The organism is Nocardiopsis moroccensis (genome assembly GCF_055763695.1).
Genome location: NZ_CP199747.1, coordinates 1,198,004 through 1,224,283, shown reverse-complemented (window position 1 = coordinate 1,224,283; position 26,280 = coordinate 1,198,004). Strand labels below are relative to the sequence as shown.

The window sequence follows — 26,280 nt, the reverse complement described above, 5'->3', positions numbered from 1 at the left end:
TGACCGCTGTTTCATCCCCGCCGGACCGGCCTACGGGACTCCGCGGCCCTCGGCTACTACCCTGCTCCGACGGACGCAACGGACCCGAGGCAGCGGAGGCGACCCCGCATGAACTCCCTCCATCTGGCCTACGCGGCCATCGGCACGCTCAGTGTGCTCCTGGCGTTGTTCAGCAACCGGACCCGGACCCTGCCGCTGAGCGAACCCCTCCTGGCCCTCCTGCTCGGCGTCGCTCTGGGGCCCGTCTTCCTCGACCTGGTCTCCCCGTCCACCGCCACACGCGAGTCCCTCCTGCTGGAGGGCACCCGCATCCTGCTGGCCGCCTCGGTCATGACCGCGGCGCTGCGCTTCCCCGTCTCCTCGCTGCGCCCGCTGATACCCCAGTTCCTGCTACTGCTGTGCGTGGTCATGCCGCTCGCGGCCGCGGTGACCGGCGCCTCGGCCCTGCTGCTCGGCCTGCCCCTGGCGCTGGCCGCCGTGGTGGGCGTCTGCCTGTGCCCCACCGACCCGGTGCTCGCCGCCTCGGTGGTGACCGGCGGGCCCGCCGAACGCGACCTTCCCGGGCGCGTACGCAGGCTCCTCACCGGGGAGAGCGGGGCCAACGACGGACTCGCCCTGCCCCTGGTCGGGGCCGCGGTGGCCGTCGCCCTGCCCCTCACCGGGCCCGGCGACGCGGTCGGCCGCCTGGTGTGGGAGGTGCTGGGCGGTGTGGCCCTGGGCGTGCTCGCGGGGGCTGCCGCGGGCAGGGCGATGGAGGCGGCCACCCGTAAACGGGAGCTGGAGGAGGGGCCCTCCCTGATCTTCACGCTCCTGCTCACCGTCGCCGTCCTCGGAGCGGCGCGGCTGGTCGGCGTGGGCGGGGTGCTCGCCGTCTTCAGCGCGGGGCTGGCCTACAACTGGGCGGTGCGCAGGGGGGAGCGCGGCCCGCAGCAGAACATCGACGAGGCGGTCAACCGCTACCTCGCCCTGCCCGTGTTCGTGCTGCTGGGTGCGGTGCTGCCCTGGCGGGAGTGGATCGGGTTCGGTCCGGCCGCACTCGCCTTCGTGCTCGCCGTCCTGCTGTTGCGCCGCCCTGCCCTGGTCGCACCCGCCTGGCGGTTCCTGGGGCTGCGTCCGCGCGGGTCCGCCTTCCTGGGGTGGTTCGGCCCGATGGGCATCAGCGCGCTCTTCTACGCGGCGCACGCGGCCCACGAGGGCGTACACGACCCGCGGTTGTTCGCCGCCGTCAGCCTGGCCGTGACCGCCAGTGTGGTCGCACACGGCGTCACCTCGTCGCCCTTCCGTGCCCTGTACGCGCGCTCCGAGGCGGCCGCCTCCTGAGTGCCCCTCCGGGCGACTGCCCGGAGGGGCGGAGCTAGCAGGTCCGGGGCCGGGCCGCCGGACCGCGCCGCTACGGGTTCGGGTAGTGGGCCCGAGGCACCTGGACACCGGACCAGTCGATGTCGGATCCGAAGTAGAAGCTCGGATACGTCGGCTGGTTGTAGCCGCTCTGCTGCCCGGCCACACCGACCCGGTACTGCGCGTCGTGCATGAGGGTGTACAGCTTGCGGTCGGTCACCTCGGTGCTGGTCAGGATCCGCAGGGCCGTGCTGTCCTCGGTGCGCACGACCATCTCCTCGCGCCAGTCACCGAACACGTCCGCGACCAGCCCCGGGTTGCCCTTCGTGCCGTTGTTGGTCAGGGCGCCCTCGGCGGTGAGCAGGGTCCCCCGGTTCCAGTCCTCGATCCTGGGCGGCTCGGTGCGGTCGGGGGTGGCGATGCCCTCGACGATCTGGGTGGTCATGTCCGCGGACCAGCGAATGCTCGCGTTCGTGCCCGGGGTGCTGTCCCCCAGGAACTCCCCGTCGGCGCTCCACAGGCCGGCCTCCACGTCGTCACCGGGCGGCATCGAGGACCACGCCTCCAGTCCGGGGCTGTCCGGGTCGATGTCACCGACCATGCCACGGCCGGTGTCCGTGCCGGTGTACCCGCCGAAGAGCACCTCACCGCCGGCGGCGTCGCGCATGGCGAACCCGTAGGGCGCGTGCGTGCCGCCCTCGTGCACCGTCCAGACCTCCAGGCCCTCGCGCCGGGGATCCAGATCGCCCACGTGCATGGCGTCGCCGTGGCCGAGCTTGACGTACTCCCCCGCGACGTCGCTCTGTGGCGGGCCGTGGTCCTGGGAGGAGTAGAGGAGGGATCCGTCGTCGTCCAGGGTCGCGGCGCCGTAGACGATCTCCTGGCGGCCGTCTCCGTCCACGTCGGCCACGCTGAAGGAGTGGAATCCCTGCCCGGCCAGCGTCCCCGTGTCGGGGTCGGCGCCGGCACCCCCGTGCGGGGAGGCGTCGAAGGGATTGTCCATCGGCACGTGCCCGCTGTCCGCCAGCCAGCGGCGGTGGAGGGACTCGCCGTCGAAGTCGTAGGCGGCCAGGGCCGAGCGCGTGTAGTAGCCCCGGGCGAAGACCGCCGACGGGTTGGCCCCGTCCAGGTAGGCCACACCCGACAGAAAGCGGTCCACCCGGTTGCCGGGCTCGATGCGGGCCATCGCGTAGTCGCCCCACAGCAGGCCGTCGTCACCGCGCCCGGGTTCGTAGCGGACGGTGTCCAGCTCCGCGCCGGTCCGGCCGTCGAAGACCGTCAGGTACTCGGGGCCGTGGACGACGAACCCCTCGAAGTCGCGCAGGTCGTTGCGCCCGCTGCGCGCGGGTGCGTACTCGTCGACGAAGTGGTCGGCGAGGGCCTCGGCGTCCTGGCGGCTGAGCGGGTAGTCGTGGCGCGGCTCCTGGCCGAAGGCCTCCTCCAGGGTCGCGGGCCAGTTGCCGGCATCGACCTCGGGGTGCTCGTGCCAGGCCAGGAACGTCTCCACAAGGTGCTCGTAGTAGTCCTGTGAGCTCATGCGGTGGTCGTCGCCGTGCCCGTGTCCGGCCTCGACGTCCTCCTCCGGGAGCGTGATGTACTCCTCGGACACTTGCCCGTCCTCGCCGAAGGTGAGCGTCTTCGTGCCCGGAGCGGTCTTGAACATCAGCTCCGCGCGACCGTCACCGTCGAGGTCGTAGACCAGGAACTGCGTGTAGTGCGCGCCCGAGCGGATGTTCACGCCGAGGTCGACGCGGTGCAGCAGCTCGCCCTCCAGCGTGTAGGTGTCCACGAAGGTGTTGCCGGTGTACCCCTTCTGGGAGACGTCCTTGGAGTTGGTGGGGTCCCACTTGACGACGAACTCGTAGCGGCCGTCCCCGGTGACGTCGCCGACGCTGACGTCGTTGGCGGTGTAGTCGTAGGCCTCGCCTGCCGGGGTGGTCCCGCCCTCGGGTTTGCTCAGGGGCAGGTCGTAGTGGCCCTCGGCCCAGACGGAGGCCTCGCCCTCGGGCCCGGCACCGGGGCGTCCCCCGGGGACGGGGACCACCCGGTACTCGGAGTCGGCCTCGCCCTCCTCGTCCAGGAAGTTGGTGCTGTCCCTGACCACTCCGACGACCTTCCCGTCCCGGTACACCCGGAACAGGGGGCCCTTGAGCCCGGAGTCGGTGTGGCCGCCGACTTCGGAGGCCAGCAGGCGCCAGCTCAGGAAAACGCCTTCCTCGGTTTTGACCGCGACCAGCCCCCGACCCAGCCGCTCCAGCTGGACTGCGGTCTCGGCCCGGGGTTCGGCCACAGCGGTGGCACCTGGCGCGAGCAGCGCCAGACATACGCTTGCTACCAGCGGACTTGTTCTCAGGATGGAACGCGGGGGGTTCCTCACGGGCACGCCTCCTCGTATGGCGGGGGTGACCCACCTTACAAGGCAAGCGCTTTCCAACCAAGGTGCCGCAGGGCACGGAAAGCGGTGCGGGAAAACCACGCGGCGCGGCACGCGAAGGGCCCCGGACACACCTCGGCTCCTGGTGCTCCGGGGCCCTCGGGGCCCTGTCCGGGTCAGCCCCAAAGACGCCGCTCGGCGTCCTCCCACCGGGCCCGGCCGTCCTGCGGTTCGTAGCGCCGCAGTTCGAAGGAGTCGGCCACGATCCGTCGCAGGTCCGACAGCTCCCCCTGCACCGTTCCGACCGCGCGGGCCTGCACCAGCAGGTTGCCCACCGCGGTGCCCTCGGCCGGGCCCGCCACCACCGGCAGGCCGGTGGCTTCGGCGGTCAGCCGGCACAGCAGCGTGTTGCGCGCCCCGCCACCGACCACGTGCACCGCCTCGACGTCCTTACCGGACAGCTCGGCGGCCTGACGCACCGCCCTGCGGTAGGCCAGGGCCAGGGAGTCGATGACGCACCGGGCCAGCTCGGCCTCCCCCTCGGGCGGGCGCTGACCGGTCTCGGCGGCGTAGGCGGCGATCCGGGCGGGCATGTCACCCGGCGGCAGGAAACGGGGGTCGTCCACGTCGACCACGCAGGCGAGCGCGGGCACGCGGGCGGCCCGCTCCAGCAGGTCGGCCAGGTCCACGTCACGGCCCTGTTCGCGCCAGGTGCGCAGGGACTCCTGCAGCACCCACAGCCCCATGACGTTGCGCAGGTAACGGACGGTGCCGTCCACACCGAGTTCGTTGGTGAAGTTGGCGGCCCGACTCTCCTCGGTGCGCACCGGGGCGTCCAGCTCCACCCCCACCAGCGACCACGTTCCGCTCGAGACGTAGGCGAAGTTCGGAGTGGTGGCCGGCACGGCGACCACCGCCGAGGCGGTGTCGTGCGAGCCGACCGCGACCAGCGGCGCCCCCGCGGCGACTCCCATCGACTCGCGTGCCTCCAGCCGTCCCACGACCGCGCCCGGCTCGACCAGGCGGGACAGCAGACCGCGTACCGGCACCCCGAAGGGCCCTTCCAGCACCTCCAGGCACTCCTGGGCCCAGTCACGGGTGCGCGCGTCCACCAGCCCGGTGGTGGAGGCGTTGGTGAGCTCCCACACCCGCTCCCCGGTCAGCCAGTACCCCAGCAGGTCCGGGACGAGCAGCGCGCCGCGGGCGAGCGGTGCCAGTTGGGGGTCGTCGGCCGCGGCGGCCAGTTGGAACACCGTGTTGAACTGTTGGACCTGGAGCCCGTTGACCGCGTACATGCGGTCGGCGGGCAGGTGCTCGAACACCTTCTCCGGGACGCCCGTGGTGCGGGCGTCCCGGTAGTGCACCGGGTTGCCGAGCAGCGCCCCGTCGGCGTCGAGCAGTCCGTAGTCCACGGCCCAGGAGTCGATGCCCACCGAGGCCAGACCTCCGTGGGGCGCAGCCGCCGCGCGCAGCCCCTCCAGGGCTCCCCGGTACAGGGACAGGACGTCCCAGTACAGGGTGTCGCCCCCACGGCGCGGAACGGCCACCGGGGTGTTGGCGAACCGGGCGACCTCCTCCGTGTGCAGGACGCCGTCGAGGAGGTGACCGGTGATCACCCGGCCGCTGGAGGCCCCCAGGTCGATCGCGGCGTGCACCGCCACATCCCTCTTCTCGGGCACGGCGCTCACCGCAGGAACGCGGCGGCCACGCCGCTGTCCACGGGCACGTGCAGTCCGGTGGTGTGCGACAGCTCCCCCGCGGTCAGCGCGAACACCGCGTTGGCCACGTGTTCGGGCAGCACCTCGCGCCCCAGGAGGGTGCGCTTGGCGTAGAACGCGCCCAGCTCCTCCTCCTTGACCCCGTAGACCTCGGCGCGCTGGGCGCCCCAGCCGCCGGCGAAGATGCCCGAGCCCCGGACGACGCCGTCGGGGTTGACGCCGTTGACGCGGATGCCGTGCTCGCCGAGTTCGGCGGCGAGCAGGCGCACCTGGTGTGCCTGGTCGGCCTTGACCGCGGAGTAGGCGATGTTCTTGGGTCCGGCGAACACCGCGTTCTTGGAGGCGATGTAGACGATGTCGCCGCCCATGTCCTGGCGGGTCATCATCCGGGCGCTCTCACGGGAGACCAGGAACGACCCCTTGGCCATGACGTCGTGCTGCAGGTCCCAGTCGCGTTCGGTGGTCTCCAGCAGGGGCTTGGAGATGGACAGTCCGGCGTTGTTGACCACCAGGTCCACGCCGCCGAAGGCCAGGGCGGCCTCGTCCAGGGCCCGGGCGACCGCCTGGCCGTCGCTGACGTCGCAGGCCACGCCCACGGCGACGTCGGCGTTGCCGAGTTCGGCCGCGGCCTCGGCGGCCTTGTCCGCGTCGAGGTCGGACACGACCACGCAGGCACCCTCGGCGGCCAGGCGGGTGGCGATGGCCTTGCCGATGCCACTCGCGGCGCCGGTGACGAAGGCGATCCGGCCGGCCAGGGGCTTGGGTTTGGGCATCCGCTTGAGCTTGGCCTCCTCCAGGGACCAGTACTCGATGCGGAACTTCTCCGACTCCTCGATGGGCCGGTAGGTGGAGACCGCTTCGGCGCCGCGCATCACGTTGATGGCGTTGACGTAGAACTCGCCGGCCACGCGCGCGGTCTTGGCGTCCTTGCCGAAGGAGAACATGCCCACGCCGGGGACCAGGACGATCGCCGGGTCGGCGCCGCGCATGGCGGGGCTGTCGGGGTCCGCGTGGCGCTCGTAGTAGGCGCGGTAGTCGGCCCGGTACTCCTGGTGCAGTTCGCGCAGCCGCTCCACCGCCCGTTCCAGCGGGGCGTCGGCGGGCAGGTCGAGCACCATGGGACGGACCTTGGTGCGCAGGAAGTGGTCGGGGCAGGAGGTGCCCAGCGCCGCCAGGCGGGGGTGCTCGGCGGCGGCGAGGAAGTCCAGGACCGCGTCGCTGTCGGTGAAGTGACCGATCTGCGGGTGGTCGGTGGAGGCCAGTCCGCGGATGACGGGGGCCAGGGCGGCCGCGCGTTCGCGGCGCTCGGCCTCGGGCAGGGCCCCGTAGCCCTCCAGGGCGGGGCCGAAGGGCTCGGGACGGCCCTTCTCCTCCAGACTGCGCTGTTCAATGAAGTGTTCGGCGGTGCGGATGATCTCCAGCGAGTTGGCCTGACACTGCTCGCTGGTTTCGGCCCAGGCGGTGATGCCGTGGCCGCCCAGCACCGCGCCGATGGCGTTGGGGTTCTCCTCGGCGATCGCGGCGATGTCCAGGCCGAGCTGGAAGCCGGGGCGGCGCCAGGGCACCCAGACCACGCGGTCGCCGAAGCACTCGCGGGTGAGGCGTTCGCCGTCGGCCGCGGTGGCCAGGGCGATGCCGGAGTCGGGGTGCAGGTGGTCCACGTGGGCGGCCCGCACCAGACCGTGCATGGCGGTGTCGATGGAGGGTGCGGCGCCGCCCTTGCCGAAGAGGCAGTGGTCGAAGGCGGCGACCATCTCGTCCTCGCGCTCCTCGCCGGGGTAGACGTCCACGAGGGCGCGCAGCCGGTCCAGGCGCAGGACGGCGAGGCCGTCCTCGGTGAGGGTGCCCAGGTCGCCGCCGGAGCCCTTGACCCACAGCAGGTCGACGGGCTGCCCGGTGACCGGGTCGGTGGCGGTTCCCGCGGCGGAGGTGTTGCCCCCCGCGAAGTTGGTGTTGCGCGGGTCGGAACCGAGGGTGTTGCTGCGTTCGACGAGCTGGGTGACGACGGGGTCGGACACGTGATCTCCCTGTGGGGTGCGGGTGCGGGGTCGTGCGGCCAGTTCGGGGTCGGGGGTCACGCGCCCCACCCGGCCTGGGTGCCGCCCTTGCGTTCGGCGACGACGCGCTCCAGGTAGCCGGAACGGGCGTGCGCCGCCATGGGGTCGGGGTCGAGCCCCTGCTCCTCGCGGAGTCCGGCCAGCATGGGGCGCACGTCGGTGTTGTAGGCGTCCATCAGGACGGCGTTGGCACCGAGCACGTCGCCCGCCCGCTGGGCCGCGTCGAGGGCTTCGGCGTCCACGAGCAGGGCCTTGGCGGTGGCTTCCTGGACGTTCATGACCGAGCGGATCTGACCGGCGATCTTCGGCTCGATGTTGTGGCACTGGTCGAGCATGAACGCGACCTCGGTGTCGGTGGCAAGGCCCCCGCCGCGTGCCACCTCGTACATGATGCGGAAGAGCTGGAAGGGGTCGGCGGCGCCGACCATGAGGTCGTCGTCGGCGTAGAAGCGGGAGTTGAAGTCGAAGGCCCCGAGCTTCCCGGCGCGCAGCAGGAACGCGACGATGAACTCGATGTTGGTGTGCGCGGCGTGGTGCCCGGTGTCCACGCAGACGACGGCCCGTTCGCCGAGTTCGAGGCAGTGGGCGTAGGCGGTGCCCCAGTCGGGGACGTCGGTGGCGTAGAAGGCGGGCTCGAAGAGCTTGTACTCCAGCAGGATCCGCTGGTGCTCGCCCAGGCGGGCGTAGACCTCGCGGAGCGCTTCGGCCAGCCGGTCCTGACGGGCCCGCAGGTCGTCCTGCCCGGGGTAGTTGGTGCCGTCGGAGAACCAGAGCTTGAGGTCGCGCGAGCCGGTGGCGTCCATGACGTCGACGCAGGCCAGCAGGTGGTCGATGGCCTTGCGGCGCACGCGGGGGTCGGGGTTGGTGACGCTGCCGAGCTTGTAGTCGTCGTCCTGGAAGACGTTGGAGTTGATGGTCCCGACGCCGATGCCGAGGTCGCGCGCGTGGGCGGCCAGGGCTCCGTAGTCGTCCACCCGGTCCCAGGGGATGTGCAGCGCGACCGTGGGGGCGACGCCGGTGAGGCGGTGGACCTCGGCGGCGTCGGCGATCTTCTCCCAGGGGTCGCGCGGGACCCCCGGCTGTCCGAACACCTTGAACCGGGTCCCGGAGTTCCCGAAGGCCCAGGAGGGCAGTTCGATGTGCTGGCGCCGCAGGGTGTCCAGAGCGTCGGCGCTGAGGCCTGCATGCGATGCAACCACGGTGGGTCTCCGTTCGGTTCGACGACTCTGATCCAGCCGATTGAATCGTTTCATTCCAAGCGCCACGAAATTACCCCCAGGCCACCAAGGAAGTCAATGCACATCGGGCGATCATTGCGTCTACCAGGGATAATGTGCTTGAATCGTTTTACAAACGGGGCGACAGGACCCCGGAAGAGGATTCTGCACGGACTCGGCCGCCCACCCGCGCCACCGGCCGCCCCCGACCCGGGACGGAAGGCCGCCGGGCTCGGCGGTGCGGGTGGGCTCACACCGGTGACGCAGGCCGGATCACACGGGCGGGCAGTCGGCCCCGTCACCGCACGGGGACGCCGCGGCCGGGCCGGTCACGGCGTCCCGGTGGCGTTCCAGCAGGACGGTGTCGCGCCAGCGGCCGTGCTGCCTGGCGATGCGCTCGCGCACGCCCACGGTGCGGTAACCCGCCTGGTGGTGCAGGGCCAGCGCGGCGCGGTTCTCGGGGAAGACCGAGGCCTGCAGGGTCCACAGTCCGCCGGCGTCGGCCTCGGTGACCTGCCGGTACAGCAGTGCCTTGCCCACACCACGCCCGCGTGCGCGCTCGGCGACGTAGACGGAGGTCTCGGCCACCCCCGCGTACGGCTCACTGCCGGAGACGGGGGCCGCGGCGGACCAGCCGACCACCTCTCCCCCGGCTTCGGCGACCCAGCGGTGCCCCGGGAGCCACGTGCGCCCGAGGGCTCCCTGGTCGGGGACCCGGGTCTCGAAGGTGGCGTCACCTGTGGCGATGCCCTGGGCGTAGATCTCGCGCACCGCGTCCAGGTCGGCCTCGGCCATGGGCCGGGTGGTGACGTCCTCGGGCAGGTCGGTGGGGCAGCAGGGACGGGTGTTGAGGACGCCCATGACGGCGTCGGCGGCGTGCGGCAGGCCGGTGCAGCAGGCGGGGTTGACCGCCACCCGGGTCGAGGTCCCGGCCCTGGTCAGGGTCACGAAGCCGACCTCGGCGAGTTTTCGCAGGTGGTGGGAGACCGTGGGCTGTCTGACCCCCACCGTCTCGGCGAGCGCCCCCACACTGACGGAGCCCGGGGTGGTGGCGATGACGTGCAGCAGCCGCACGCGGGTGGGTTCGGCCAGGCAGGCGAACCAGGCCGCGTAGGTCTCGGCGTCCGCCTGGGGCAGCGGTCCGGCTTCGTGTTCGGGCGGTGTGGTCATACCTCCATTATCGACGACAGTCGATGCTTGCTTCCATAGACGCCCATCGATAGAGTCCCTCTTCATAGACATTGGTCGATCAAGGAGTGGGACATGACCGAGAAGAACCCCGTCGTGGTGATCGGTGCGGGCCCGGTGGGCCTGGCCGCGGCAGCGGAGCTCACCGAACGCGGGCTGCCCGTCCTGGTCCTGGAGAAGGGCGACGGGGCCGGGGCCGCGGTGGCCGAGTGGGGGCACGTGCGCCTGTTCTCGATGTGGCGCGACCTGGTGGACCCGGCCGCGGAGAGGCTGCTCACCGCCGCCGGTTGGCAGCGCCCCGCCGACACCGACTACCCCACCGGCCGGGAGTGGGTGGAGTCCTACCTGAATCCGCTGGCCCAGGCCCTCGGGGAGCGGGTCCGCCTGGGCGCCGAGGTGGTGGGCGTCAGCCGCCTGGGCCGGGACCGGGTGGTCGACGCCGAGCGCGGACAGCAGCCCTTCACCGTCCGGGTGCGCACCGCCGCCGGACAGGAGCGCCTCCGGGCCCGCGCGGTCGTCGACGCCTCGGGCACCTGGGGCACCCCCAACCCGGTCGGCGGCGACGGACTGCCCGCCCTGGGCGAGCCCGAAGCGGCCGGGCGCCTCTCCCACCGCGTCCCCGACCTCACCGACCCGGACGTCCGGAAGCGGTACGCGGGGCGGCGCACCGCCGTGGTCGGCCGCGGGCACTCGGCCCTGACCGCCCTGGTCTCCCTGGCGGAGCTGGCCGGGCAGGAGCCCGGCACCCGGATCGTGTGGGTGCTCCGCCGCGACCGGGTGGGAGACGCCTTCGGCGGCGGGGACGACGACCAGCTCGCCCGGCGCGGGGCCCTGGGAAAGCGGGCCCGGGCCGCGGTGGAGGCCGGGCACGTCGAGGTGGTCGCCGGGTTCCGCACCGCGGAACTGCGTTCGGCGCGGGGCGGCCTGGTCCTGGTCGACGAGGACGGCCGCGCCCTGGAGCCGGTGGACGAGGTGGTGGCGCTGACCGGGTTCCGCCCCGACCTGTCCTTCCTCTCCGAGGTCCGCCTGGGGCTGGACCCGGTACTGCAGGCCCCGGTGGCGCTGGCTCCGCTGATCGACCCCAACGTGCACTCCTGCGGCACCGTCTACCCGCACGGCGCGGTCGAACTGGCCCATCCCGAGGAGGGTCTCTTCCTGGCCGGGATGAAGTCCTACGGGCGCGCGCCCACGTTCCTGGCCCTGACCGGGTTCGAGCAGGTGCGGAGCATCGCCGCCCACCTGGCCGGGGACCACGGGGCGGCGGCCCGGGTCGAGCTGACGCTGCCCGAGACCGGGGTGTGCGGCGGGGCCGGGCTGACCGAGGAGCCCGAGGCCGCCGAGGACACCGCCGGCTGCTGCGGGCCCGGAGCGCAGGGGGTCGAGCTGACCGGATCGGCCCCGCTCCGGTGAGACCGCTGGGCGACCGCGTGCTCGGGCGTGCCCCGGCCGCGCAGGCGGCCGGGGCACGCCGGGGGCTGGCAATCCTGTGCGTCACCGTCACCACCAGCTACGGGGTGCTGTTCTATGCCTTCCCCGTGTTGACCCCGGCGGTCACCTCCGACACCGGTTGGTCCCTGGCCGCCCTCACCGCGGTGTTCTCCGCGGCGCAGGTGGTGGCGGGGCTGACAGGTGCCCTGGTGGGAAGATGGTTGCAGGGCCGCGGTCCGCGACCGGTGATGACGGCGGCGGCTGTGCTCGCCGTCCCGGCCACGCTGATGATCTCCTCCGCCCCGAGCCTGTGGGTCTTCACCCTGGCCTGGCTGGTGGCCGGCGCGGCGATGGCCGGGCTGTTCTACCCGCCGGCCTTCGCCGCCCTGACGCACTGGTTCGCGGCCGGTCGGGTACGCGCCCTGACCGTGCTGACCCTGGTCGCGGGGTTGGCCAGTACGGTCTTCGCTCCCCTGACCGCGGCCCTGGAGGGGCTGTGGGGGTGGCGGGGCGCCTATCTGGTGCTGGCCCTCGTGCTGCTCGTCGTGGTGGTTCCGTTGCACTGCTCCCTGCCCCGGGAGTGGTCAAGGACCGCCGACGAGCACCCCGACGAGAAGGGGGCGCCGGTACGTGCGGTGGTGCGCAGCCGGGCGTTCTGGGCTCTGACCGCGTCCCTGGCCCTGGGGTCGCTGACGGTGTACGCCGTGGTGGTCAACCTCGTGCCGCTCCTGGAGGTACGCGGGTTCGACACCACCGCGGCGGCCTGGGCGCTGGGGCTGGGCGGCCTCGGCCAGGTGCTCGGGCGGGTGGTCTACGCACCGCTGAACCGGTGGATCCGCCCCGTACCCCGAACGGTGGCCGTGCTCGGTGCGTGTGCCGCGACGACACTGCTGCTGGCACTGGTCCCCGGCCCCTGGTCCCTGCTGATGCTGGTGGCGCTGCTGGCCGGGACGGCCCGCGGCATCCTCACCCTGGTCCAGGCCACCGCGGTCACCGACCGTTGGGGCGCCGGGAACTACGCCACCATCAGCGGCCTCATGCACACCCCGCTCATGCTCGCGATCGCCCTGGCCCCCTGGGTGGGTGCGGCGCTCGCCGGACCGCTGGGCGGCCACCCGCAGGCATTCGCCCTGTTGGGGGTGGTGGCGACCGCCGGAGCGGCCATCGCACTGGCCAGTCGGCCCCGGCCCCTCCCGAAGCCCTGACCCGTCACCACATGCTCCACACCCACCTCCCACCCCTGAACAGTCGAAGAAGGAATCCGCATGGCCTCCGCCGCACACGTTCCCCTGGCCGTTATCGGAGCCGGACAGGCCGGTCTGGCCACCGTGCACGCCGCCAACCGGCGCGGACTGCGCCCCCTCGTACTGGAGGCCTCCGACCGGGCCGGAGGGTCGTGGCCGCACTACTACGACAGCCTGACCCTGTTCTCCCCGGCGCGCTTCTCCTCCCTGCCCGGCCGACCGGTGCCGGGTGAACCGGACCGGTACCCGGTGCGCGACGAGGTCGTGGTCTACCTGCGCGACTACGCCGCCCGCCTGGACGCCGACTTCCGCTACGGACAGCAGGTGGCCGGGGTCGAGCGGGGCGGGAACGGGTTCCTGCTCACCACCGCCGACGGCTCGCGTCTCGAAGCGGTCACCGTGGTGTGCGCGACCGGTGGTTTCACCCGACCGCACCGCCCCGATCTGCCCGGGCTGGCGGACTTCACCGGGACCGTGGTGCACACCGCCGACTACCGCTCCCCCGCCCCGTTCGCCGGTCAGCGGGTCGTGGTGGTCGGCGGCGGCAACTCGGGGGTGCAGATCGCGACCGAACTCGCCGGGGTCGCCCGGGTGAGCCTGGCCAGCCGGGCCCCGGTTGCCTGGGCCGATCAGCGCCCCCTGGGGCGGGACATTCACTGGTGGTTCGTGCGCAGCGGTCTGGACGCCGCTCCGCTGCGCCGGTTGTGGGAGAGGGGGCCGACGCTGGTCAACGACGACGGGCGTCACCGGGCGGCCTTCGCCTCGGGCAACCCCGACCGCCGAGAGATGTTCACCCGGCTGGACCAGGACAAGGTCACCTGGTCCGACGGGGCCGTGGAGGGGGTCGATGCCCTGGTCCTGGCCACCGGCTACCGGCCTGCGCTGGGCTACCTCTCCGGTACGGGCGCCCTGGACGGTGAGGGACGCCCGCTGCACAGGGGCGGGATCTCCACCACCGTCCCAGGGCTGGGTTACGTCGGTCTGGAGTTCCAGCGCTCCTTCTCCTCGGCGACCCTGCGCGGGGTCGGCCGGGACGCCCGACACGTGCTGCGCCGACTGCGGCTGCGGGCGTGACCAACGGTTTCCACGGGTGTGCCGGGGGGGCAAAGTCCCCCGGCACACCCGGGCTACCGCTCTTCCAGCTCCCGGACGATCTCGGCGACGGCGCCCTTGGCGGTGCGTCCCGCGCCGATGATCGTGGCCGAGGCTGCGCCGGTCCAGTCCCCGTAGCCGAGCAGGTGCAGCCGGGGTTCGGCGACCGCGCGGGTCCCCTCCACCGCCACCCGTCCGTCCGGGCCAAGAGGGCCCAACGGGGCCAGGTGGTGCAGAGCGGGCCGGAAACCGGTGCACCACAGCACCGCGTCGCAGTCCCAGGTGGTGCCGTCCGCCCAGGCCACCCCGGTGGGGGTCAGCCGGTCGAACATCGGCTCGGCCTTGAGCGCGCCCCGGGCCCGGGCCCGGCGCACGCTCGGCACCGCCACGATGTCGCCCAGGTCGCCGACCCCCTGCGCGCTCTCCCCCCGGTCGGCGGCCTGCTGGCGGCGCGTGGCGATGGAGAACAGCGCCCGGCCGTCGACGTCGTCGGGCAGGAGCCGGGGCGGGCGCCGGGTGGCCCAGAGGGTTTCGGCCACCGGGGAGAGTTCGGCGAGGATCTGGGCCGCGGAGTTGCCGCCGCCGACCACCACGACGCGCTGCCCGGCGAACTCGTGCGGGTTGCGGTAGTCGACGGTGTGCAGCTGCCTGCCCGCGAAGACTCCGCGCCCCGGTAGGTCGGGCAGGTGCGGGGCACGCCAGGTACCGGTCGCGCTGATCACGTACCGGGTCCGCCAAGTCCCCCGGTCGGTGCGCACCCGCAGGCGGTCCCCGGCCCTCTCGACGCCCTCGACGTGTACCGGGCGCCGGACGGGCAGCTCGTAGCGGCGTTCGTACTCGGCCAGGTACCAGGCCGCGTGCCGCGCGGACGGGTACTCACGACCCTCCTCCTGGGGCATCCACCAGCCGGGCAGCATGCTGTGCCCGGCCGGGGAGAACAGCCGGAGCGAGTCCCAGTACCGCGGCCACGAGCCGCCCGGTTCCCCGCCCTCGTCCAGGATCGCGAAGTCGAGCCCGGTGCGCCGCCCGGCACGGCGCAGGAAGTAGCCCGCGGCGAGCCCGGCCTGGCCACCACCGACCACCACGACGTCGACCTCGTGTTCGCGGGTGCCCATCCTCGTTCTCCGTTCCGTCCGGCGGGGCCGTCCCCGCCCCCGGTCTCGACCTCGGTCATGTGCTGCTGCGGTGCCCGGCCCGCACACACCCGTATGCGGGTCGGGCACCCGTTGTTCCTACCGACGCTCGGGGGTGAACCTCTTGCGCCAGGCCAGTGAGACGTAGACCAGGGCGACGAGCACCGGGACCTCGATCAACGGACCGACCACCCCGGCCAGCGCCTGCCCGGAGGTGACGCCGAACGTGGCGATCGCGACCGCGATGGCCAGTTCGAAGTTGTTGCCCGCGGCGGTGAAGGCCAGCGTGGTGGTGCGGTCGTAGTCCATCCCGATCGCCTTGCCGAAGGCGAAGGTACCGAACCACATGAGGGCGAAGTAGGCCAGCAGCGGGAGGGCGATGCGGGCCACGTCCAGGGGCTGGTCGGTGATCCTCTCCCCCTGCAGGGCGAACAGCAGCACGATGGTGAACAGCAGCCCGTACAGCGCCCAGGGGCCGATCCGGGGCAGGAACGCCGACTCGTAGCGCTCCCGGCCCATCCTCTTCTCGCCGAGCGTGCGGGTGAGGAACCCGGCCACGAGCGGGATGCCGAGGAAGATCACCACGTTGAGGGCGATCAGCCAGGGGGACACGTCGAGTCCGCCGGTGTCCAGGCCCAGCCAGCCGGGCAGCAGGTCCAGGTAGAACCAGCCCAGGGCGCCGAAGACCAGCACCTGGAAGAGCGAGTTCAGGGCGACCAGGACGGCGGCGGCCTCGCGGTGCCCGCAGGCCAGGTCGTTCCAGATGATCACCATGGCGATGCAGCGGGCCAGGCCGACAATGATCAGGCCCGTGCGGTACTCGGGCAGGTCGGCCAGGAAGACCCAGGCCAGCGCGAACATCACCGCCGGGCCGACGACCCAGTTGACGACCAGGGAGGTGAGGAGCAGGCGCCGGTCGCGGGTGACGGTGTCCAGGCGGTCGTAGCGGACCTTGGCCAGGACCGGGTACATCATCACCAGCAGACCGATCGCGATGGGCAGGGAGATCCCGCCGATCTCCATCGCGGCCAGGAGTTCGTTCAGTCCGGGCACCAGGCGGCCCAGGCCCAGACCGATCGCCATGGCGAGCAGGATCCACACCGCCAGGAACCGGTCCAGGGTGGACAGCTTCGCCACCGCGGAGACGTCAGCGCTCCCGGGGGTGGTCTCGGGGGTGGTCTCGGGGCGCCCCATCAGCAGGGCCGCCTGTTCTGCGCGGCACCCGTGGAGCGGGCGGTGGCCGCCAGGTCGGCCAGCCCCGAGGAGAGGGACTCCAGGACCTGCGGGCGCAGCCGGTAGTAGGTGAACCGGCCGCACGGCTCGGTCTCGACCACCCCGGCCTCGCGCAGCAGGCGCAGGTGGTTGGACAGGTTGGTCTGGCGTGCGCCCGTCTCGGCCGTCAGGTGCGTGGTGCACAGGGTCTCGCGGGCGAGCAGGGTGACGATCCGCATCCGGAGCGGGTCGGCCAGGACCTTCATCAGGTCATCATCAACTGACATCAGCATGCGCTGATATTATCCCATCGACCGTCACCGGTGCGCCCCCGGGCACGCCCCCCGCCGTCGAGGGGCGCCCCGGGACAGTACCCACCGTCCCCGAACCGGAACAGAGGCACCCACCATGGTCGGAACCGACAAGCCGTCCGTCCTGTTCGTCTGCGTGCACAACGCCGGACGCTCCCAGATGGCGGCGGCCTGGCTGCGCCACCTGTCCGAGGGCAGGATCGAGGTCCGTTCGGCGGGCTCGGCCCCCGCGGACTCGCTCAACCCCGCGGTCGTCGAGGCCATGGCCGAGGTGGGCATCGACATCTCCGCCGAGAAGCCGAAGGTCCTCACCCACGACGCGGTCGAGACCTCCGACGTGTGCGTCACCATGGGCTGCGGCGACACCTGCCCGATCTTCCCCGGCAAGCGCTACCTGGACTGGACGCTCCCCGACCCCGCCGGTCAGGGCGTGGCGGCCGTGCGCCCCATCCGCGACGACATCCGCGGGCGAGTGGCGGAACTCGTCGACGAACTCCTCCCCGGCTGAACCGCTCGGCCGTACCGCTCGGCCGTGACCGCCCGAGGCTGCTGCCCCGGTCGGTTCACACCTGTTGGCGCCCCTGCCGTCCCCACCGATGGAACGGTCACGGGTCACCTCCCGCGCCCGGTGCTACGCCGGGCGCGGGGAGGCGCAGGGTCGCCCACCGCCTCCGAAACCACCCCAACCACGGTGATCTTGCTACCAGGGGCGATTTCGGCGCCGAAGTTGCCCCTGGTAGCAAGATCACCGCGAAGGAGGGGTCTGCATCCGCCCGGGCCGGACACTGGATGCGTCCGGGACGGCATGGCACGATGACCCGGGTGACCAGCAGAACCACCACCGAGCAGCACCTGGGCGACCTCGCCCGGCTGCGCCGCGTACGCGACCGGATCGACCGCGAGTACGCGCAACCGCTGAACGTCGAGGCCCTGGCCCGGGACGCGCACATGTCCGCTGGGCACCTCAGCCGCGAGTTCCGGCGCGCCTACGGCGAATCGCCCTACTCCTACCTGATGACGCGACGTATCGAGCGCGCGATGGCGCTGCTGCGCCGCGGCGACCTCAGCGTCACCGAGGTGTGCTTCGAGGTCGGCTGCTCCTCCCTGGGCACCTTCAGTACCCGCTTCACCGAGCTGGTCGGGATGCCGCCCAGCGCCTACCGGCTCCGGGCCGCGGACGAGACGGCGGGGATGCTGCCGTGCGTGGCCAAACAGGTCACCAGACCGATCAGGAATCAAGAAGCGCGGTCGGGGGGCCGGGGCTAGCGTTACGGACATGGACATCACCATTCACGCGAGCTTCCTTCCGCACACCGATCCGGAGGTCTCCCTGGCCTTCTACCGGGACACCCTCGGTTTCGAGGTCCGTGGCGACGTCGGATACGAGGGGATGCGCTGGATCACGGTCGGCCCCGTGGGCCAGCCCGACACCTCCATCGTCCTGGAACCGCCGGTGGCCGACCCCGGGGTCACCGACGAGGAGCGCAGGACCATCGTCGAGATGATGGCCAAGGGCACCTACGGCTTCATCAACCTGGCCACCCCCGACGTCGACGGCACCTTCGAGCGGCTGGAGGCCAGCGGCGCCGAGGTCGTGCAGGAACCCACCGACCAGCCCTACGGCGTCCGCGACTGCGCCTTCCGCGATCCCGCGGGAAACCTCCTGCGCATCCAGGAACGGCGCTGAACCGGAAGGGCCGGCACGGAAAAGGCACACCCAGCACCGCCGCGCAGAGGGAGAGACGATGAGCAAGGCCCCGACGGCACGGACGCCGTCACCCGCACCGCACCCGGCCGACAGCCACGAGCTGATCCGGGTGCACGGCGCCCGGGAGAACAACCTCAGGGACGTCAGCATCGAGATTCCCAAACGCCGTCTGACGGTGTTCACCGGGGTCTCGGGGTCGGGCAAGAGCTCCCTGGTGTTCAACACGATCGCCGCGGAGTCGCAGCGGATGATCAACGAGACCTACAGCACCTTCGCGCAGGGTTTCATGCCCACGATGCCCAGGCCCGAGGCCGACGTCCTGGACGGTCTGACCACCGCGATCATCATCGACCAGGAGCGGCTGGGCGCCGACCCGCGCTCCACGGTCGGCACCGCCACCGACACCAACGCGATGCTGCGCATCCTCTTCAGCCGGTTCGGGCAGCCGCACATCGGTTCGCCGCACGCGTTCTCCTTCAACGTCGCCTCGGTCCGGGCCAGCGGTGCGATCACCGTCGAACGCGGCGACCGCAAGACCGTGAAGCAGACCTTCACCCGCACCGGCGGCATGTGCACGCACTGCGAGGGGCGGGGCTCGGTCTCCGACTTCGACCTCACCCAGCTGTACGACGACTCCAAGTCGCTCTCCGAGGGCGCGTTCACCATCCCCGGCTGGAAGTCGGACGACTGGTGGACCGTGCGGACCTACAAGGCATCGGGCTTCTTCGACCCGGACAAGCCGATCCGCGACTACACCGAGCAGGAGATGCGGGACTTCCTGTACCACGAGCCGGTCAAGGTGAAGGTGGAGAAGTCGAACCTGACCTTCGAGGGGCTGATCCCCAAGCTCAGGAAGTCGTTCCTGGCCAAGGACAAGGAGGCGATGCAACCGCACATCCGGGCCTTCGTGGAGCGCGCGGTCACCTTCACCCCCTGCCCCGAGTGCGGGGGCACCCGGCTCAGCGAGGCCGCCCGGTCCGCCAGGATCAGGGGGCTCAACATCGCCGAGGTCTGCGCGATGCAGATCAGCGACCTGGCCGGGTGGGTGCGCGAGTTGGACGAGCCCTCCGCCGCTCCCCTGCTGAGCGCGCTGCGGCAGACCCTCGACTCGTTCGTGGAGATCGGACTGGGGTACCTCTCGCTCGACCGTTCGGCGGGCACGCTCTCCGGCGGCGAGGCGCAGCGCACCAAGATGATCCGCCACCTGGGCTCCTCGCTGACCGACACCACCTACGTCTTCGACGAACCCACCGCGGGCCTGCACCCCCACGACGTCCGGCGGATGAACAACCTGCTGCTGCGGTTGCGGGACAAGGGCAACACGGTGCTGGTCGTGGAGCACGAACCCGAGACGATCGAGATCGCCGACCACGTCGTCGACCTCGGCCCGGGCGCCGGTTCGGCGGGCGGCACCGTCTGCTTCGAGGGCACGGTGGAGGGACTGCGCGACAGCGGCACCGCCACCGGTCGGCACCTCGACGACCGGGCCATGCTGAAGGAGAAGGTGCGTGCCCCCGAGGGCGCCCTGCGGATCCGCGGCGCGGGCAGGCACAACCTGCGTGACGTCGACGTGGACGTCCCGCTCGGGGTGCTCACCGTCATCACCGGTGTGGCCGGATCGGGCAAGAGCTCCCTCGTGCAGGAGGCGCTGGCCAGGGGTGCCGGGGCCGACGCCTCGGGTGTGGTCTCGATCGACCAGAGTCCGATCCGCGGTTCGCGGCGCAGCAACCCGGCCACCTACACCGGGCTGCTCGATCCGGTCCGCAAGGCCTTCGCGAAGGCCAACGGGGTCAAGCCGGCGCTGTTCAGCGCCAACTCCGAGGGCGCCTGCCCCGTCTGCAAGGGTGTCGGGGTCGTCTACACCGACCTGGGGTTCATGGCCAGTATCGCCACCACCTGCGAGGAGTGCGAGGGTCGGCGGTTCGACACCTCGGTGCTGGAGTACCGGCTGGGCGGCCGCGACATCAGCGAGGTGCTGGCGATGTCGGTGGCCGAGGCCGCCGGGTTCTTCGGCTCCGGTGAGGCGAGGACCCCCGCGGCGCACCGGATCCTCACCCGGTTGGACGAGGTCGGGCTCGGTTACCTCAGTCTCGGCCAGCCGCTCACCACCCTGTCCGGCGGTGAGCGGCAGCGGCTCAAGCTGGCCGTCCACATGGCGGAGGAGGGCGGTGTGTACGTCCTGGACGAGCCGACCACCGGTCTGCACCCCGCCGACGTCGAGCATCTGTTGGGCCTGCTCGACCGGCTGGTCGACTCCGGCAAGTCGGTCATCGTGATCGAGCACCACCAGGCGGTCATGGCACACGCCGACCGGATCATCGACCTCGGCCCCGGGGCGGGCCACGAGGGCGGCCGGGTCGTGTTCGAGGGCACCCCCGCCGAGCTCGTCGCCGCCCGCTCCACCCTCACCGGCGAGCACTTGGCGGACTACGTCAACACCTAGTACCGCGACGGCAGGTCGCGGCGCGCGGGTCGCACACGGCTGCCGTGTGCGACCCGCGCCGGGTTCGGCGCGTGGTCACAGGTCCTCGACGGGCCGCTCGTGTCCGGCGGGTGCGGGCCGGGAGGCCGGGCGCGGTCACTGCCAGGGGCCGGTTCGGGCTCGGTATACGACACCGTGTCCTCGAGGTTGCTCGGCCTTGGTGTTGGCTTTCACACCTGCCCAATGTGGTTTCAAGCACTACCAAAGTGCTGGTCAGCGCATACATTGCACATATGAAGTTTATCGGATCGATACCCAAGTTCATGTTTGCCGTGACCACGAGCCTGCTGATCACCGCAGGACTGCTCCTGGCCGGAGCGGGCGCCGCTTCCGCGGACACGAACGAGGACAAGGCCGTCGCTGCGGCCCTCAACGACGAGCTGAGCTCCGACATGGCCGGCCACATGACCGACGAGTACGTCTCCCACGCACGTGAGGTGGTCGAGGCGGCGCAGGAGCGCGACCTGGACGAGCGCGCCGCCACCATCGCGATCGCCACCGTCATCGTCGAGACCCACATGAACAACTACCCGGGCGGCGACCGCGACAGCGTCGGCCTGTTCCAGCAGCGCGACCACTACGGTTCGAAGGAGGAGCGTCTCGACCCCACCTGGGCCGCCAATGCCTTCTACGACGAGCTGGAGTTCGTCTACCCCGGCGGGAGCTGGGACGACGAGCCGGTCGGCGAAGTCGCCCAGGACGTGCAGCGCTCCGCCTACCCGGACCGGTACGGGTACCAGGCCGACGACGCCGAGGTCATCGTGAACCACCTCTGGTAACAGAGGGGCCAAAGGCCGGACATGGAGCGTGCAAACCCCGCTCTTGCACGCTCACGACACCCCGCCGGAGAACGGCAACGGGTTGGTCAGCAGGTCACAACCCCTGGGCAAGGACGCCGCCGCGCACATCGTGCCGGCGGCGACCTGCTGAACGGAGCCGGACCCCGCGGGGTCCGGCTCCGTTCTGCCGGATCCACACCTTGTGCTCCCCAAGCAGGTCAGGCCGCCCCGTCATCGACGGGGCGGCCTGACGTGTCCCAGGCGCACGCACGCCCCGCGCCAGGCCCGGGGCAGACCCGGTCCACCTGGCGCCAAGGCGTGGCCGATGCGCGTCAGAGCGGGTTGAGGCGAGCCTTGAGCAGGCAGAACTCGTTGCCCTCGGGGTCGGCCAGGACATGCCACTGCTCCTGCCCCGTCTGGCCGATCTCGGCCGGGCGCGCACCGAGGGCGAGAAGGCGTTCGAGTTCGGCGTCCTGATCGCGGTCGGTGGCGTTGACGTCGATGTGCAGCCGGGGTTTGCCCGGCTCCGGCTCGTCCCTGCGGCTGAGGATGATCGTCGGCTGCGCACCGCCGAACCCTTCGCGCGGGCCGATCTCCACCATCTCGCCGTCCTCGCGATCGAGTACGACGAAGTCCAGGACCTCGCACCAGAACCGCGCCAGCACCTCGGGGTCGTGACAGCCGAGGACGAGCTCACTGATACGACATGCCATGAACGCAACCTGCTCTCAGCTCGGGGAACCGCCGGGAAGACCACAGGAGAAACCTCGCGGGCCCCGTCGGCAGAACGACTCCGTGACCGTACCGAAGCAGGAAAACGCGGGCAAAGTATTTTCGGAGCCGACCGGACCCGGACCTCCGGGCGGGCCCGTTGACCACACGCGGTGGCGGAGTTGACTTCAGGACACGGAGTCGGCTTCAGGACACTGGGCGTCGGCCTGCGCGTCCGCCCGGTGGTGCCTGCCGATGGGGAGCATGAGGGGTTTGCCCGAGGTGGGGTCGGTGATGATCCGGCTGTGCATCCCGAAGACCGCGTGCACCGTCTCCGGGGTGAGCACCCGCTCGGGCGGGCCCGCCGCGTGCAGCCTGCCGGAGGCGAGCGCGATGAGGTGGTCGGCGTAGCGCGCCGCCAGGTTGAGGTCGTGCAGGACCAGCACGATCGTGGTGCCGCGTGCGGCGTTGAGGTCGGTGAGCAGGTCCAGGACCTCCACCTGATGGCTGACGTCCAGGAACGTCGTCGGCTCGTCGAGGAGCAGCAGGTCGGTGCGCTGGGCCAGGGCCATGGCGATCCAGACGCGTTGGCGCTGCCCGCCCGAGAGCTCGTCGACGGGGCGGTCGGCCAGGTCGACCGTCCGCGTCGCTTCGAGGGCCTCGGCGACGGCCTCGTCGTCCTGCCTGCTCCAGCGGGAGAGCATCCTCTGGTGCGGGTGCCTCCCGCGCCCGACCAGGTCGCTCACGGTGATGCCCTCGGGGGCGACCGGTGACTGCGGCAGGAGGCCGAGCGTGCGCGCGACCGCCTTGGGCTGGAGGCGGTGCACCTCCTGCCCGTCGAGGAGCACCCGCCCGCTCCGGGGTGTCAGCAGCCGTGACATCGAGCGCAGCAGCGTGGACTTGCCGCAGGCGTTCGCGCCGACGATCGCGGTGATCCGGCCCGGAGGGACGGCGAGGTCGAGGGACTCGATGACGTCGCGGTCCTTGTAGCCGAGCGTCAGTTCCTCGACGAGGAGTGAATGGTCCGTGGTCACAGGGAGCCTCCCACGCGGTTGGTCCGGACGATGAGGTAGACGAGGTAGGGGGCGCCGAGCACGCCGGTGACGACCCCGACCGGGAAGCGGGTCCCGAAGGCGAACTGGCCGCAGAAGTCGGCGACCAGGACCAGGAGCGCGCCGACCAGCGCGGAAGGCACCAGCAGGGAGCCGTCCGAGCCCACCAGTCGCGCGGCGATCGGTCCGGACAGGAAGGCGACGAAGGCGATCGGCCCGGCCGCGGCGGTGGCGAAGGAGATGAGGCCGACCGCGCCGACGACGGCCAGGAGCCGGGTGCGGTCCACCCGCACGCCCAGGGCCGAGGCAGTGTCGTCGCCCAGTTGGAGCGCGGAGAGGTTGTCCGAGAGCCCCAGGAGCAGGGGGCCGAGCAGGAGCAGCGCGACGACGACCGGGATCGCTCCGTTCCAGGTGGCGCCGTTGAGGCTACCGGTCAGCCACCGCATCGCCTCCTGCAGGTCCCACATGGCGGCCCGGTCGAGGATGTAGGAGGTGAGGCTTTCGAGCATCGCCGCGACACCGATCCCGATCAGGATCAGCCGGGTACCGGAGACCCCGCCCTTGAAGGACAGGGCGTACACGGCCAGGGCGACGGCCAGGCCGGCGACGATCGCGAAGGCCGACACCCCGGCTCCGTCGAGGGAGAGCACCACGATCGCGAAGGTCGCCGCCGCGCTCGCCCCCGCGCTGATCCCGATGATGTCCGGGCTGGCGAGCGGGTTGCGCAGCATGGTCTGGAAGGTGACCCCGCACAGCCCGAAGGCCAGCCCGGCGGCGACCGCCAGGACGGCCCGGGGCAGCCGGAGCCGTCCCACGGTGAAGGAGGCTCCCGGCACGTCCTGCCCGAGGAGTACCCGGGCCACGTCGCCGGGCGGGTAGAAGGTCTGCCCGACCATGAGGGTGGTGGCGAACCCGAGGACGATCAGGGCGGCGAGGACGCCGATCACGACGCGCCGTCGGCGCGCACGGCGCACCCGACCGCGGGCGACGGTCTCGACGGTGGAGATGCTCACAGGGCACGAACCTTCTGACGTCGGACGATGTAGATGAAGAACGGGGCGCCGACCAGGGCGGTCACGATCCCCACATCGATCTGTCCGGGGCGTGCCACCACGCGGCCGACCACGTCGGCCGCGGTCAGCAGCGCGGCGCCGCCCAGGGCCGAGAACGGCAGCAGCCAACGGTGGTCGACGCCGACGAGCAGACGGCACATGTGCGGCACGACGAGACCGACGAACCCGATCGGGCCGGTGACGGCGGTGCTCGCCCCGCACAGCACGACCGAGCCGACGGAGGCGCCGATCCGCAGGGCCTCGACGCGTTGGCCCAGACCGGCGGCGAGCTCGTCGCCGAGGGCGAGCAGGTTGAGCCCCCGGGCCGACAGCAGACAGACGAGGAACCCGGCCGTGAGGAAGGGGAGCACGTGCGCGATGGACTCGTACGTGCCGCCGCCGACCCCGCCGATCTGCCAGGAGCGCACCCCGTCGGCGATGTTGTTGCGCGGCAGTACGACGGCGCTGATGAACGAGGACAGGGCGGCGGAGGTGGCCGCACCGGCGAGGGCGAGCTTGAGCGGTGTCGCGCCGCCGCGCCCCAGCGAGCCGATGACGTGGACGAACAGCGCGGTCAGCCCGGCGCCGATGATCGCCGTCCAGATGAAACCGGTGGCGGAGGCCACTCCGAGGAAGGCCATGCCCGTGACGACGGCGAGTGAGGCGCCCATGTTCACGCCCAGGATGCCGGGGTCGGCCAGCGGGTTGCGGGTCACGCCCTGCATGACCGCGCCGGAGACGCCGAGGGCGGCGCCGACGAGGACGGCGAGCAGGGTGCGCGGGATCCGTTTGGCGACCGCGGCCTGGTCGAACCCCTCGGCGGACCCGCCGAACGCGGCGACGATGTCGGCCCACTGGACGTCTCGGGAGCCGACGGCGACCGAGGCGAACATGAGCCCCAGCAGGACACCGAGGACGAGGAGCAGCCAGAGGGGTTTACCCCGGTGCGGAGGCCGTGCGGTGGCGGCCCCCGCCTGGTCAGGGGACTCTCGCGTGATCACTGTGCCCCGTCGGCGGCCTCGGCCAGGAGCGACAGGTAGTCGTCGAGGACCCACGAGATCGACAGCGGGGTCGGGTTCGCGGCCGTACCGAGCGGGCTGTCCCCGGGCAGGCTGACCACCGCGGAGTTGCGCACGGCGGGCATCTGGGACAGCAGCGGGTCGCCCTCCAGGGCGGTCACCAGCTCCTCGCCGCCGTAGGTGACGATGACGTCGACGTCGTCGAAGGCGTCGGCCCGTTCGGCGCTGTGGGTGAGGGAGAACTGGTCGGTCTCGGCGGAGGCGTCCGAGACGCTCTGCGGGGTCCGGAGTCCGATGTCGTCGAAGAACAGCGCACGGGTGTCGTGTGTGGTGTAGAAGCTGACCTCGCTGAGGTCGGTGGTGTCCACGTGGGTGAGGAACATCGCCGAGGCGCCCTCGATCTGCGGGTACTCCGCGACCGCCTCGGTGATCTCGTCCTCGAGCCCGGCGATGAGCTCGGCGCCCTCGTCGGCCATGCCGAGTGCGGCGCTGTTCAGCTCGATCGTGTCCCGCCAGGACGTGCCCCAGGCGGTTTCCGGGTAGGCGACGACGGGGGCGATCTCGCTGAGGGTGTCGTAGTCCTCCTGGGTCAGCCCGGAGTAGGCGGCGAGGATCACGTCGGGCTGGGTGTCCGCGACCGCCTCGAAGTCGATGCCGTCCGTTTCGTCGAACAGGACAGGGGTCTCGGCGTCCAGTTCCTGGAGCTTCTCCTCGACCCACGGCAGGACGCCGTCGTCGTTGTCGTCGCCGAAGTTGGCGGCGGCCATGCCCACCGGCACGACGCCCAGGGCCAGGGGGACCTCGTGGTTGGCCCAGTTCACCGTCGCGACCCGTTCGGGCTCGGACTCGATGGTGGTCGTGCCGAGGGCGTGCTCGACCTCGATGGGGGTCCAGTCCCCGGAGGAGTCGGCGGCGCCCTCCTGGTCCGGGGCGGAGGAGCAGGAGGCGAGGGTGAGGGGGAGCAGCGCTGCCGTGGCGAGCACGGCCAGCTTGGGGAGACGGGACATGGTTTCCTTCCGGTGGTGGCCCTGAGCGCTGGGTGCGGCGTCTTCGGGGCCTGGTCGCGTCGCCTCGGTGGGGTGTGCGGGCGCACCGGGCCACGGGCACGGCGGTCCTCGGGTGCCAGGGCCTGTGGTGCGTGGACGCGGGGGTGCGTCACCCCGAC

At 71.9% G+C, this 26,280-nt stretch carries 22 protein-coding genes; 9 read left to right on the top strand and 13 right to left on the bottom strand.

The window, feature by feature from the left end; genetic code table 11:
• The first annotated feature begins 108 nt into the window (after window positions 1-108).
• The gene (locus tag ACUKCB_RS05095; RefSeq protein ID WP_473039294.1) at window positions 109-1,320 is read left to right on the top strand and encodes a cation:proton antiporter domain-containing protein; all 1,212 of its coding nucleotides are present in this window, start codon (window positions 109-111) and stop codon (window positions 1,318-1,320) included.
• A gap of 70 nt (window positions 1,321-1,390) precedes the next feature.
• Here ACUKCB_RS05095 and ACUKCB_RS05090 read toward each other — a convergent pair whose 3' ends face one another.
• The 5 genes from ACUKCB_RS05090 to ACUKCB_RS05070 all read right to left on the bottom strand — a co-directional run bounded on the left by ACUKCB_RS05090 (window position 1,391) and on the right by ACUKCB_RS05070 (window position 9,874).
• Window positions 1,391-3,628, bottom strand: a complete 2,238-nt coding sequence (locus ACUKCB_RS05090; protein WP_473039293.1) for a rhamnogalacturonan lyase — start codon at window positions 3,626-3,628, stop codon at window positions 1,391-1,393.
• Between the two features lie 260 nt (window positions 3,629-3,888).
• The gene (locus tag ACUKCB_RS05085) at window positions 3,889-5,400 is read right to left on the bottom strand and encodes a rhamnulokinase (RefSeq protein ID WP_473039292.1); all 1,512 of its coding nucleotides are present in this window, start codon (window positions 5,398-5,400) and stop codon (window positions 3,889-3,891) included.
• Window positions 5,397-7,448, bottom strand: coding sequence for a bifunctional aldolase/short-chain dehydrogenase (locus ACUKCB_RS05080; protein ID WP_473039291.1), 2,052 nt, complete (start codon window positions 7,446-7,448; stop codon window positions 5,397-5,399). The genes ACUKCB_RS05085 and ACUKCB_RS05080 overlap by 4 nt, the downstream gene beginning before the upstream one ends.
• A gap of 56 nt (window positions 7,449-7,504) precedes the next feature.
• Window positions 7,505-8,740, bottom strand: a complete 1,236-nt coding sequence (gene rhaI, locus ACUKCB_RS05075; protein WP_473039290.1) for an L-rhamnose isomerase — start codon at window positions 8,738-8,740, stop codon at window positions 7,505-7,507.
• A 237-nt stretch (window positions 8,741-8,977) separates the two neighbouring features.
• A complete protein-coding gene (locus tag ACUKCB_RS05070; protein ID WP_473039289.1) occupies window positions 8,978-9,874 on the bottom strand; it encodes a helix-turn-helix domain-containing GNAT family N-acetyltransferase in 897 nt (298 codons plus the stop codon).
• 93 nt (window positions 9,875-9,967) lie between these two features.
• On the opposite strand from ACUKCB_RS05070, the gene ACUKCB_RS05065 reads away from it, so the two are divergent.
• The 3 genes from ACUKCB_RS05065 to ACUKCB_RS05055 are packed head-to-tail and all read left to right on the top strand — an operon-like array spanning window position 9,968 to window position 13,638.
• Complete coding sequence (locus tag ACUKCB_RS05065) at window positions 9,968-11,302, top strand: FAD-dependent oxidoreductase (protein WP_473039288.1); 1,335 nt, start codon at window positions 9,968-9,970, stop codon at window positions 11,300-11,302.
• Window positions 11,299-12,525: an MFS transporter gene (locus ACUKCB_RS05060; protein ID WP_473039287.1), complete on the top strand. Its 1,227-nt coding sequence runs from the start codon at window positions 11,299-11,301 to the stop codon at window positions 12,523-12,525. Before ACUKCB_RS05065 ends, ACUKCB_RS05060 begins: the two co-directional genes overlap by 4 nt.
• A gap of 60 nt (window positions 12,526-12,585) precedes the next feature.
• Window positions 12,586-13,638, top strand: coding sequence for a flavin-containing monooxygenase (locus ACUKCB_RS05055; RefSeq protein ID WP_473039286.1), 1,053 nt, complete (start codon window positions 12,586-12,588; stop codon window positions 13,636-13,638).
• 53 nt (window positions 13,639-13,691) lie between these two features.
• Here ACUKCB_RS05055 and ACUKCB_RS05050 read toward each other — a convergent pair whose 3' ends face one another.
• From ACUKCB_RS05050 to ACUKCB_RS05040, 3 genes are all read right to left on the bottom strand, one after another.
• Window positions 13,692-14,771, bottom strand: a complete 1,080-nt coding sequence (locus ACUKCB_RS05050; protein ID WP_473039285.1) for an ArsO family NAD(P)H-dependent flavin-containing monooxygenase — start codon at window positions 14,769-14,771, stop codon at window positions 13,692-13,694.
• Between the two features lie 117 nt (window positions 14,772-14,888).
• Window positions 14,889-15,983, bottom strand: coding sequence for an ACR3 family arsenite efflux transporter (arsB, locus tag ACUKCB_RS05045; protein WP_473039284.1), 1,095 nt, complete (start codon window positions 15,981-15,983; stop codon window positions 14,889-14,891).
• On the bottom strand, window positions 15,983-16,267 hold the full coding sequence (locus ACUKCB_RS05040) for an ArsR/SmtB family transcription factor (protein WP_473040927.1): 285 nt from the start codon (window positions 16,265-16,267) through the stop codon (window positions 15,983-15,985). The genes arsB and ACUKCB_RS05040 overlap by 1 nt, the downstream gene beginning before the upstream one ends.
• Window positions 16,268-16,409: 142 nt before the next feature.
• Between ACUKCB_RS05040 and ACUKCB_RS05035 the strand changes: the two genes are divergently transcribed.
• The 5 genes from ACUKCB_RS05035 (at window position 16,410) to ACUKCB_RS05015 (ending at window position 21,281) form a co-directional block, all read left to right on the top strand.
• Window positions 16,410-16,820 (top strand): arsenate reductase ArsC, encoded by a 411-nt coding sequence (locus ACUKCB_RS05035; RefSeq protein ID WP_473039282.1) that lies wholly within the window; start codon window positions 16,410-16,412, stop codon window positions 16,818-16,820.
• Between the two features lie 305 nt (window positions 16,821-17,125).
• Window positions 17,126-17,578, top strand: a complete 453-nt coding sequence (locus ACUKCB_RS05030; protein WP_473039281.1) for a helix-turn-helix transcriptional regulator — start codon at window positions 17,126-17,128, stop codon at window positions 17,576-17,578.
• A 10-nt stretch (window positions 17,579-17,588) separates the two neighbouring features.
• Complete coding sequence (locus ACUKCB_RS05025; protein ID WP_473039280.1) at window positions 17,589-17,999, top strand: VOC family protein; 411 nt, start codon at window positions 17,589-17,591, stop codon at window positions 17,997-17,999.
• Window positions 18,000-18,057: 58 nt separating this feature from the next.
• Window positions 18,058-20,463, top strand: coding sequence for an ATP-binding cassette domain-containing protein (locus ACUKCB_RS05020; RefSeq protein WP_473039279.1), 2,406 nt, complete (start codon window positions 18,058-18,060; stop codon window positions 20,461-20,463).
• A gap of 272 nt (window positions 20,464-20,735) precedes the next feature.
• Window positions 20,736-21,281 carry a hypothetical protein gene (locus tag ACUKCB_RS05015; protein ID WP_473039278.1) on the top strand — a complete coding sequence of 182 codons (546 nt, stop codon included), beginning with the start codon at window positions 20,736-20,738 and terminating at the stop codon, window positions 21,279-21,281.
• 332 nt (window positions 21,282-21,613) lie between these two features.
• Here the strand turns inward: ACUKCB_RS05015 and ACUKCB_RS05010 are convergent, their stop codons facing one another.
• The 5 genes from ACUKCB_RS05010 to ACUKCB_RS04990 all read right to left on the bottom strand — a co-directional run bounded on the left by ACUKCB_RS05010 (window position 21,614) and on the right by ACUKCB_RS04990 (window position 26,122).
• A complete protein-coding gene (locus ACUKCB_RS05010; protein ID WP_191269243.1) occupies window positions 21,614-21,994 on the bottom strand; it encodes a VOC family protein in 381 nt (126 codons plus the stop codon).
• Window positions 21,995-22,180: 186 nt separating this feature from the next.
• Window positions 22,181-23,026: an ABC transporter ATP-binding protein gene (locus tag ACUKCB_RS05005; RefSeq protein ID WP_473039277.1), complete on the bottom strand. Its 846-nt coding sequence runs from the start codon at window positions 23,024-23,026 to the stop codon at window positions 22,181-22,183.
• The gene (locus ACUKCB_RS05000; RefSeq protein WP_473039276.1) at window positions 23,023-24,057 is read right to left on the bottom strand and encodes a FecCD family ABC transporter permease; all 1,035 of its coding nucleotides are present in this window, start codon (window positions 24,055-24,057) and stop codon (window positions 23,023-23,025) included. The genes ACUKCB_RS05005 and ACUKCB_RS05000 overlap by 4 nt, the downstream gene beginning before the upstream one ends.
• Window positions 24,054-25,097 (bottom strand): FecCD family ABC transporter permease, encoded by a 1,044-nt coding sequence (locus tag ACUKCB_RS04995; RefSeq protein WP_473039275.1) that lies wholly within the window; start codon window positions 25,095-25,097, stop codon window positions 24,054-24,056. Before ACUKCB_RS04995 ends, ACUKCB_RS05000 begins: the two co-directional genes overlap by 4 nt.
• Window positions 25,094-26,122 carry an iron-siderophore ABC transporter substrate-binding protein gene (locus ACUKCB_RS04990; RefSeq protein WP_473039274.1) on the bottom strand — a complete coding sequence of 343 codons (1,029 nt, stop codon included), beginning with the start codon at window positions 26,120-26,122 and terminating at the stop codon, window positions 25,094-25,096. Before ACUKCB_RS04990 ends, ACUKCB_RS04995 begins: the two co-directional genes overlap by 4 nt.
• Window positions 26,123-26,280 lie beyond the last annotated feature (158 nt).

Coding starts and splice junctions, on each gene's coding strand:
- ACUKCB_RS05020 (WP_473039279.1), top strand. CDS start 18,058: ATGAGCAAGGCCCCGACGGCACGGACGCCGTCACCCGCACCGCACCCG.
- ACUKCB_RS05070 (WP_473039289.1), bottom strand. CDS start 9,874: ATGACCACACCGCCCGAACACGAAGCCGGACCGCTGCCCCAGGCGGAC.
- ACUKCB_RS05025 (WP_473039280.1), top strand. CDS start 17,589: ATGGACATCACCATTCACGCGAGCTTCCTTCCGCACACCGATCCGGAG.
- ACUKCB_RS05035 (WP_473039282.1), top strand. CDS start 16,410: ATGGTCGGAACCGACAAGCCGTCCGTCCTGTTCGTCTGCGTGCACAAC.
- rhaI (WP_473039290.1), bottom strand. CDS start 8,740: ATGAAACGATTCAATCGGCTGGATCAGAGTCGTCGAACCGAACGGAGA.
- ACUKCB_RS05010 (WP_191269243.1), bottom strand. CDS start 21,994: ATGGCATGTCGTATCAGTGAGCTCGTCCTCGGCTGTCACGACCCCGAG.
- ACUKCB_RS05015 (WP_473039278.1), top strand. CDS start 20,736: ATGAAGTTTATCGGATCGATACCCAAGTTCATGTTTGCCGTGACCACG.
- ACUKCB_RS05095 (WP_473039294.1), top strand. CDS start 109: ATGAACTCCCTCCATCTGGCCTACGCGGCCATCGGCACGCTCAGTGTG.
- ACUKCB_RS04990 (WP_473039274.1), bottom strand. CDS start 26,122: ATGTCCCGTCTCCCCAAGCTGGCCGTGCTCGCCACGGCAGCGCTGCTC.
- arsB (WP_473039284.1), bottom strand. CDS start 15,983: ATGGGGCGCCCCGAGACCACCCCCGAGACCACCCCCGGGAGCGCTGAC.
- ACUKCB_RS05065 (WP_473039288.1), top strand. CDS start 9,968: ATGACCGAGAAGAACCCCGTCGTGGTGATCGGTGCGGGCCCGGTGGGC.
- ACUKCB_RS05050 (WP_473039285.1), bottom strand. CDS start 14,771: ATGGGCACCCGCGAACACGAGGTCGACGTCGTGGTGGTCGGTGGTGGC.
- ACUKCB_RS05055 (WP_473039286.1), top strand. CDS start 12,586: ATGGCCTCCGCCGCACACGTTCCCCTGGCCGTTATCGGAGCCGGACAG.
- ACUKCB_RS05040 (WP_473040927.1), bottom strand. CDS start 16,267: ATGAAGGTCCTGGCCGACCCGCTCCGGATGCGGATCGTCACCCTGCTC.
- ACUKCB_RS05030 (WP_473039281.1), top strand. CDS start 17,126: ATGACCCGGGTGACCAGCAGAACCACCACCGAGCAGCACCTGGGCGAC.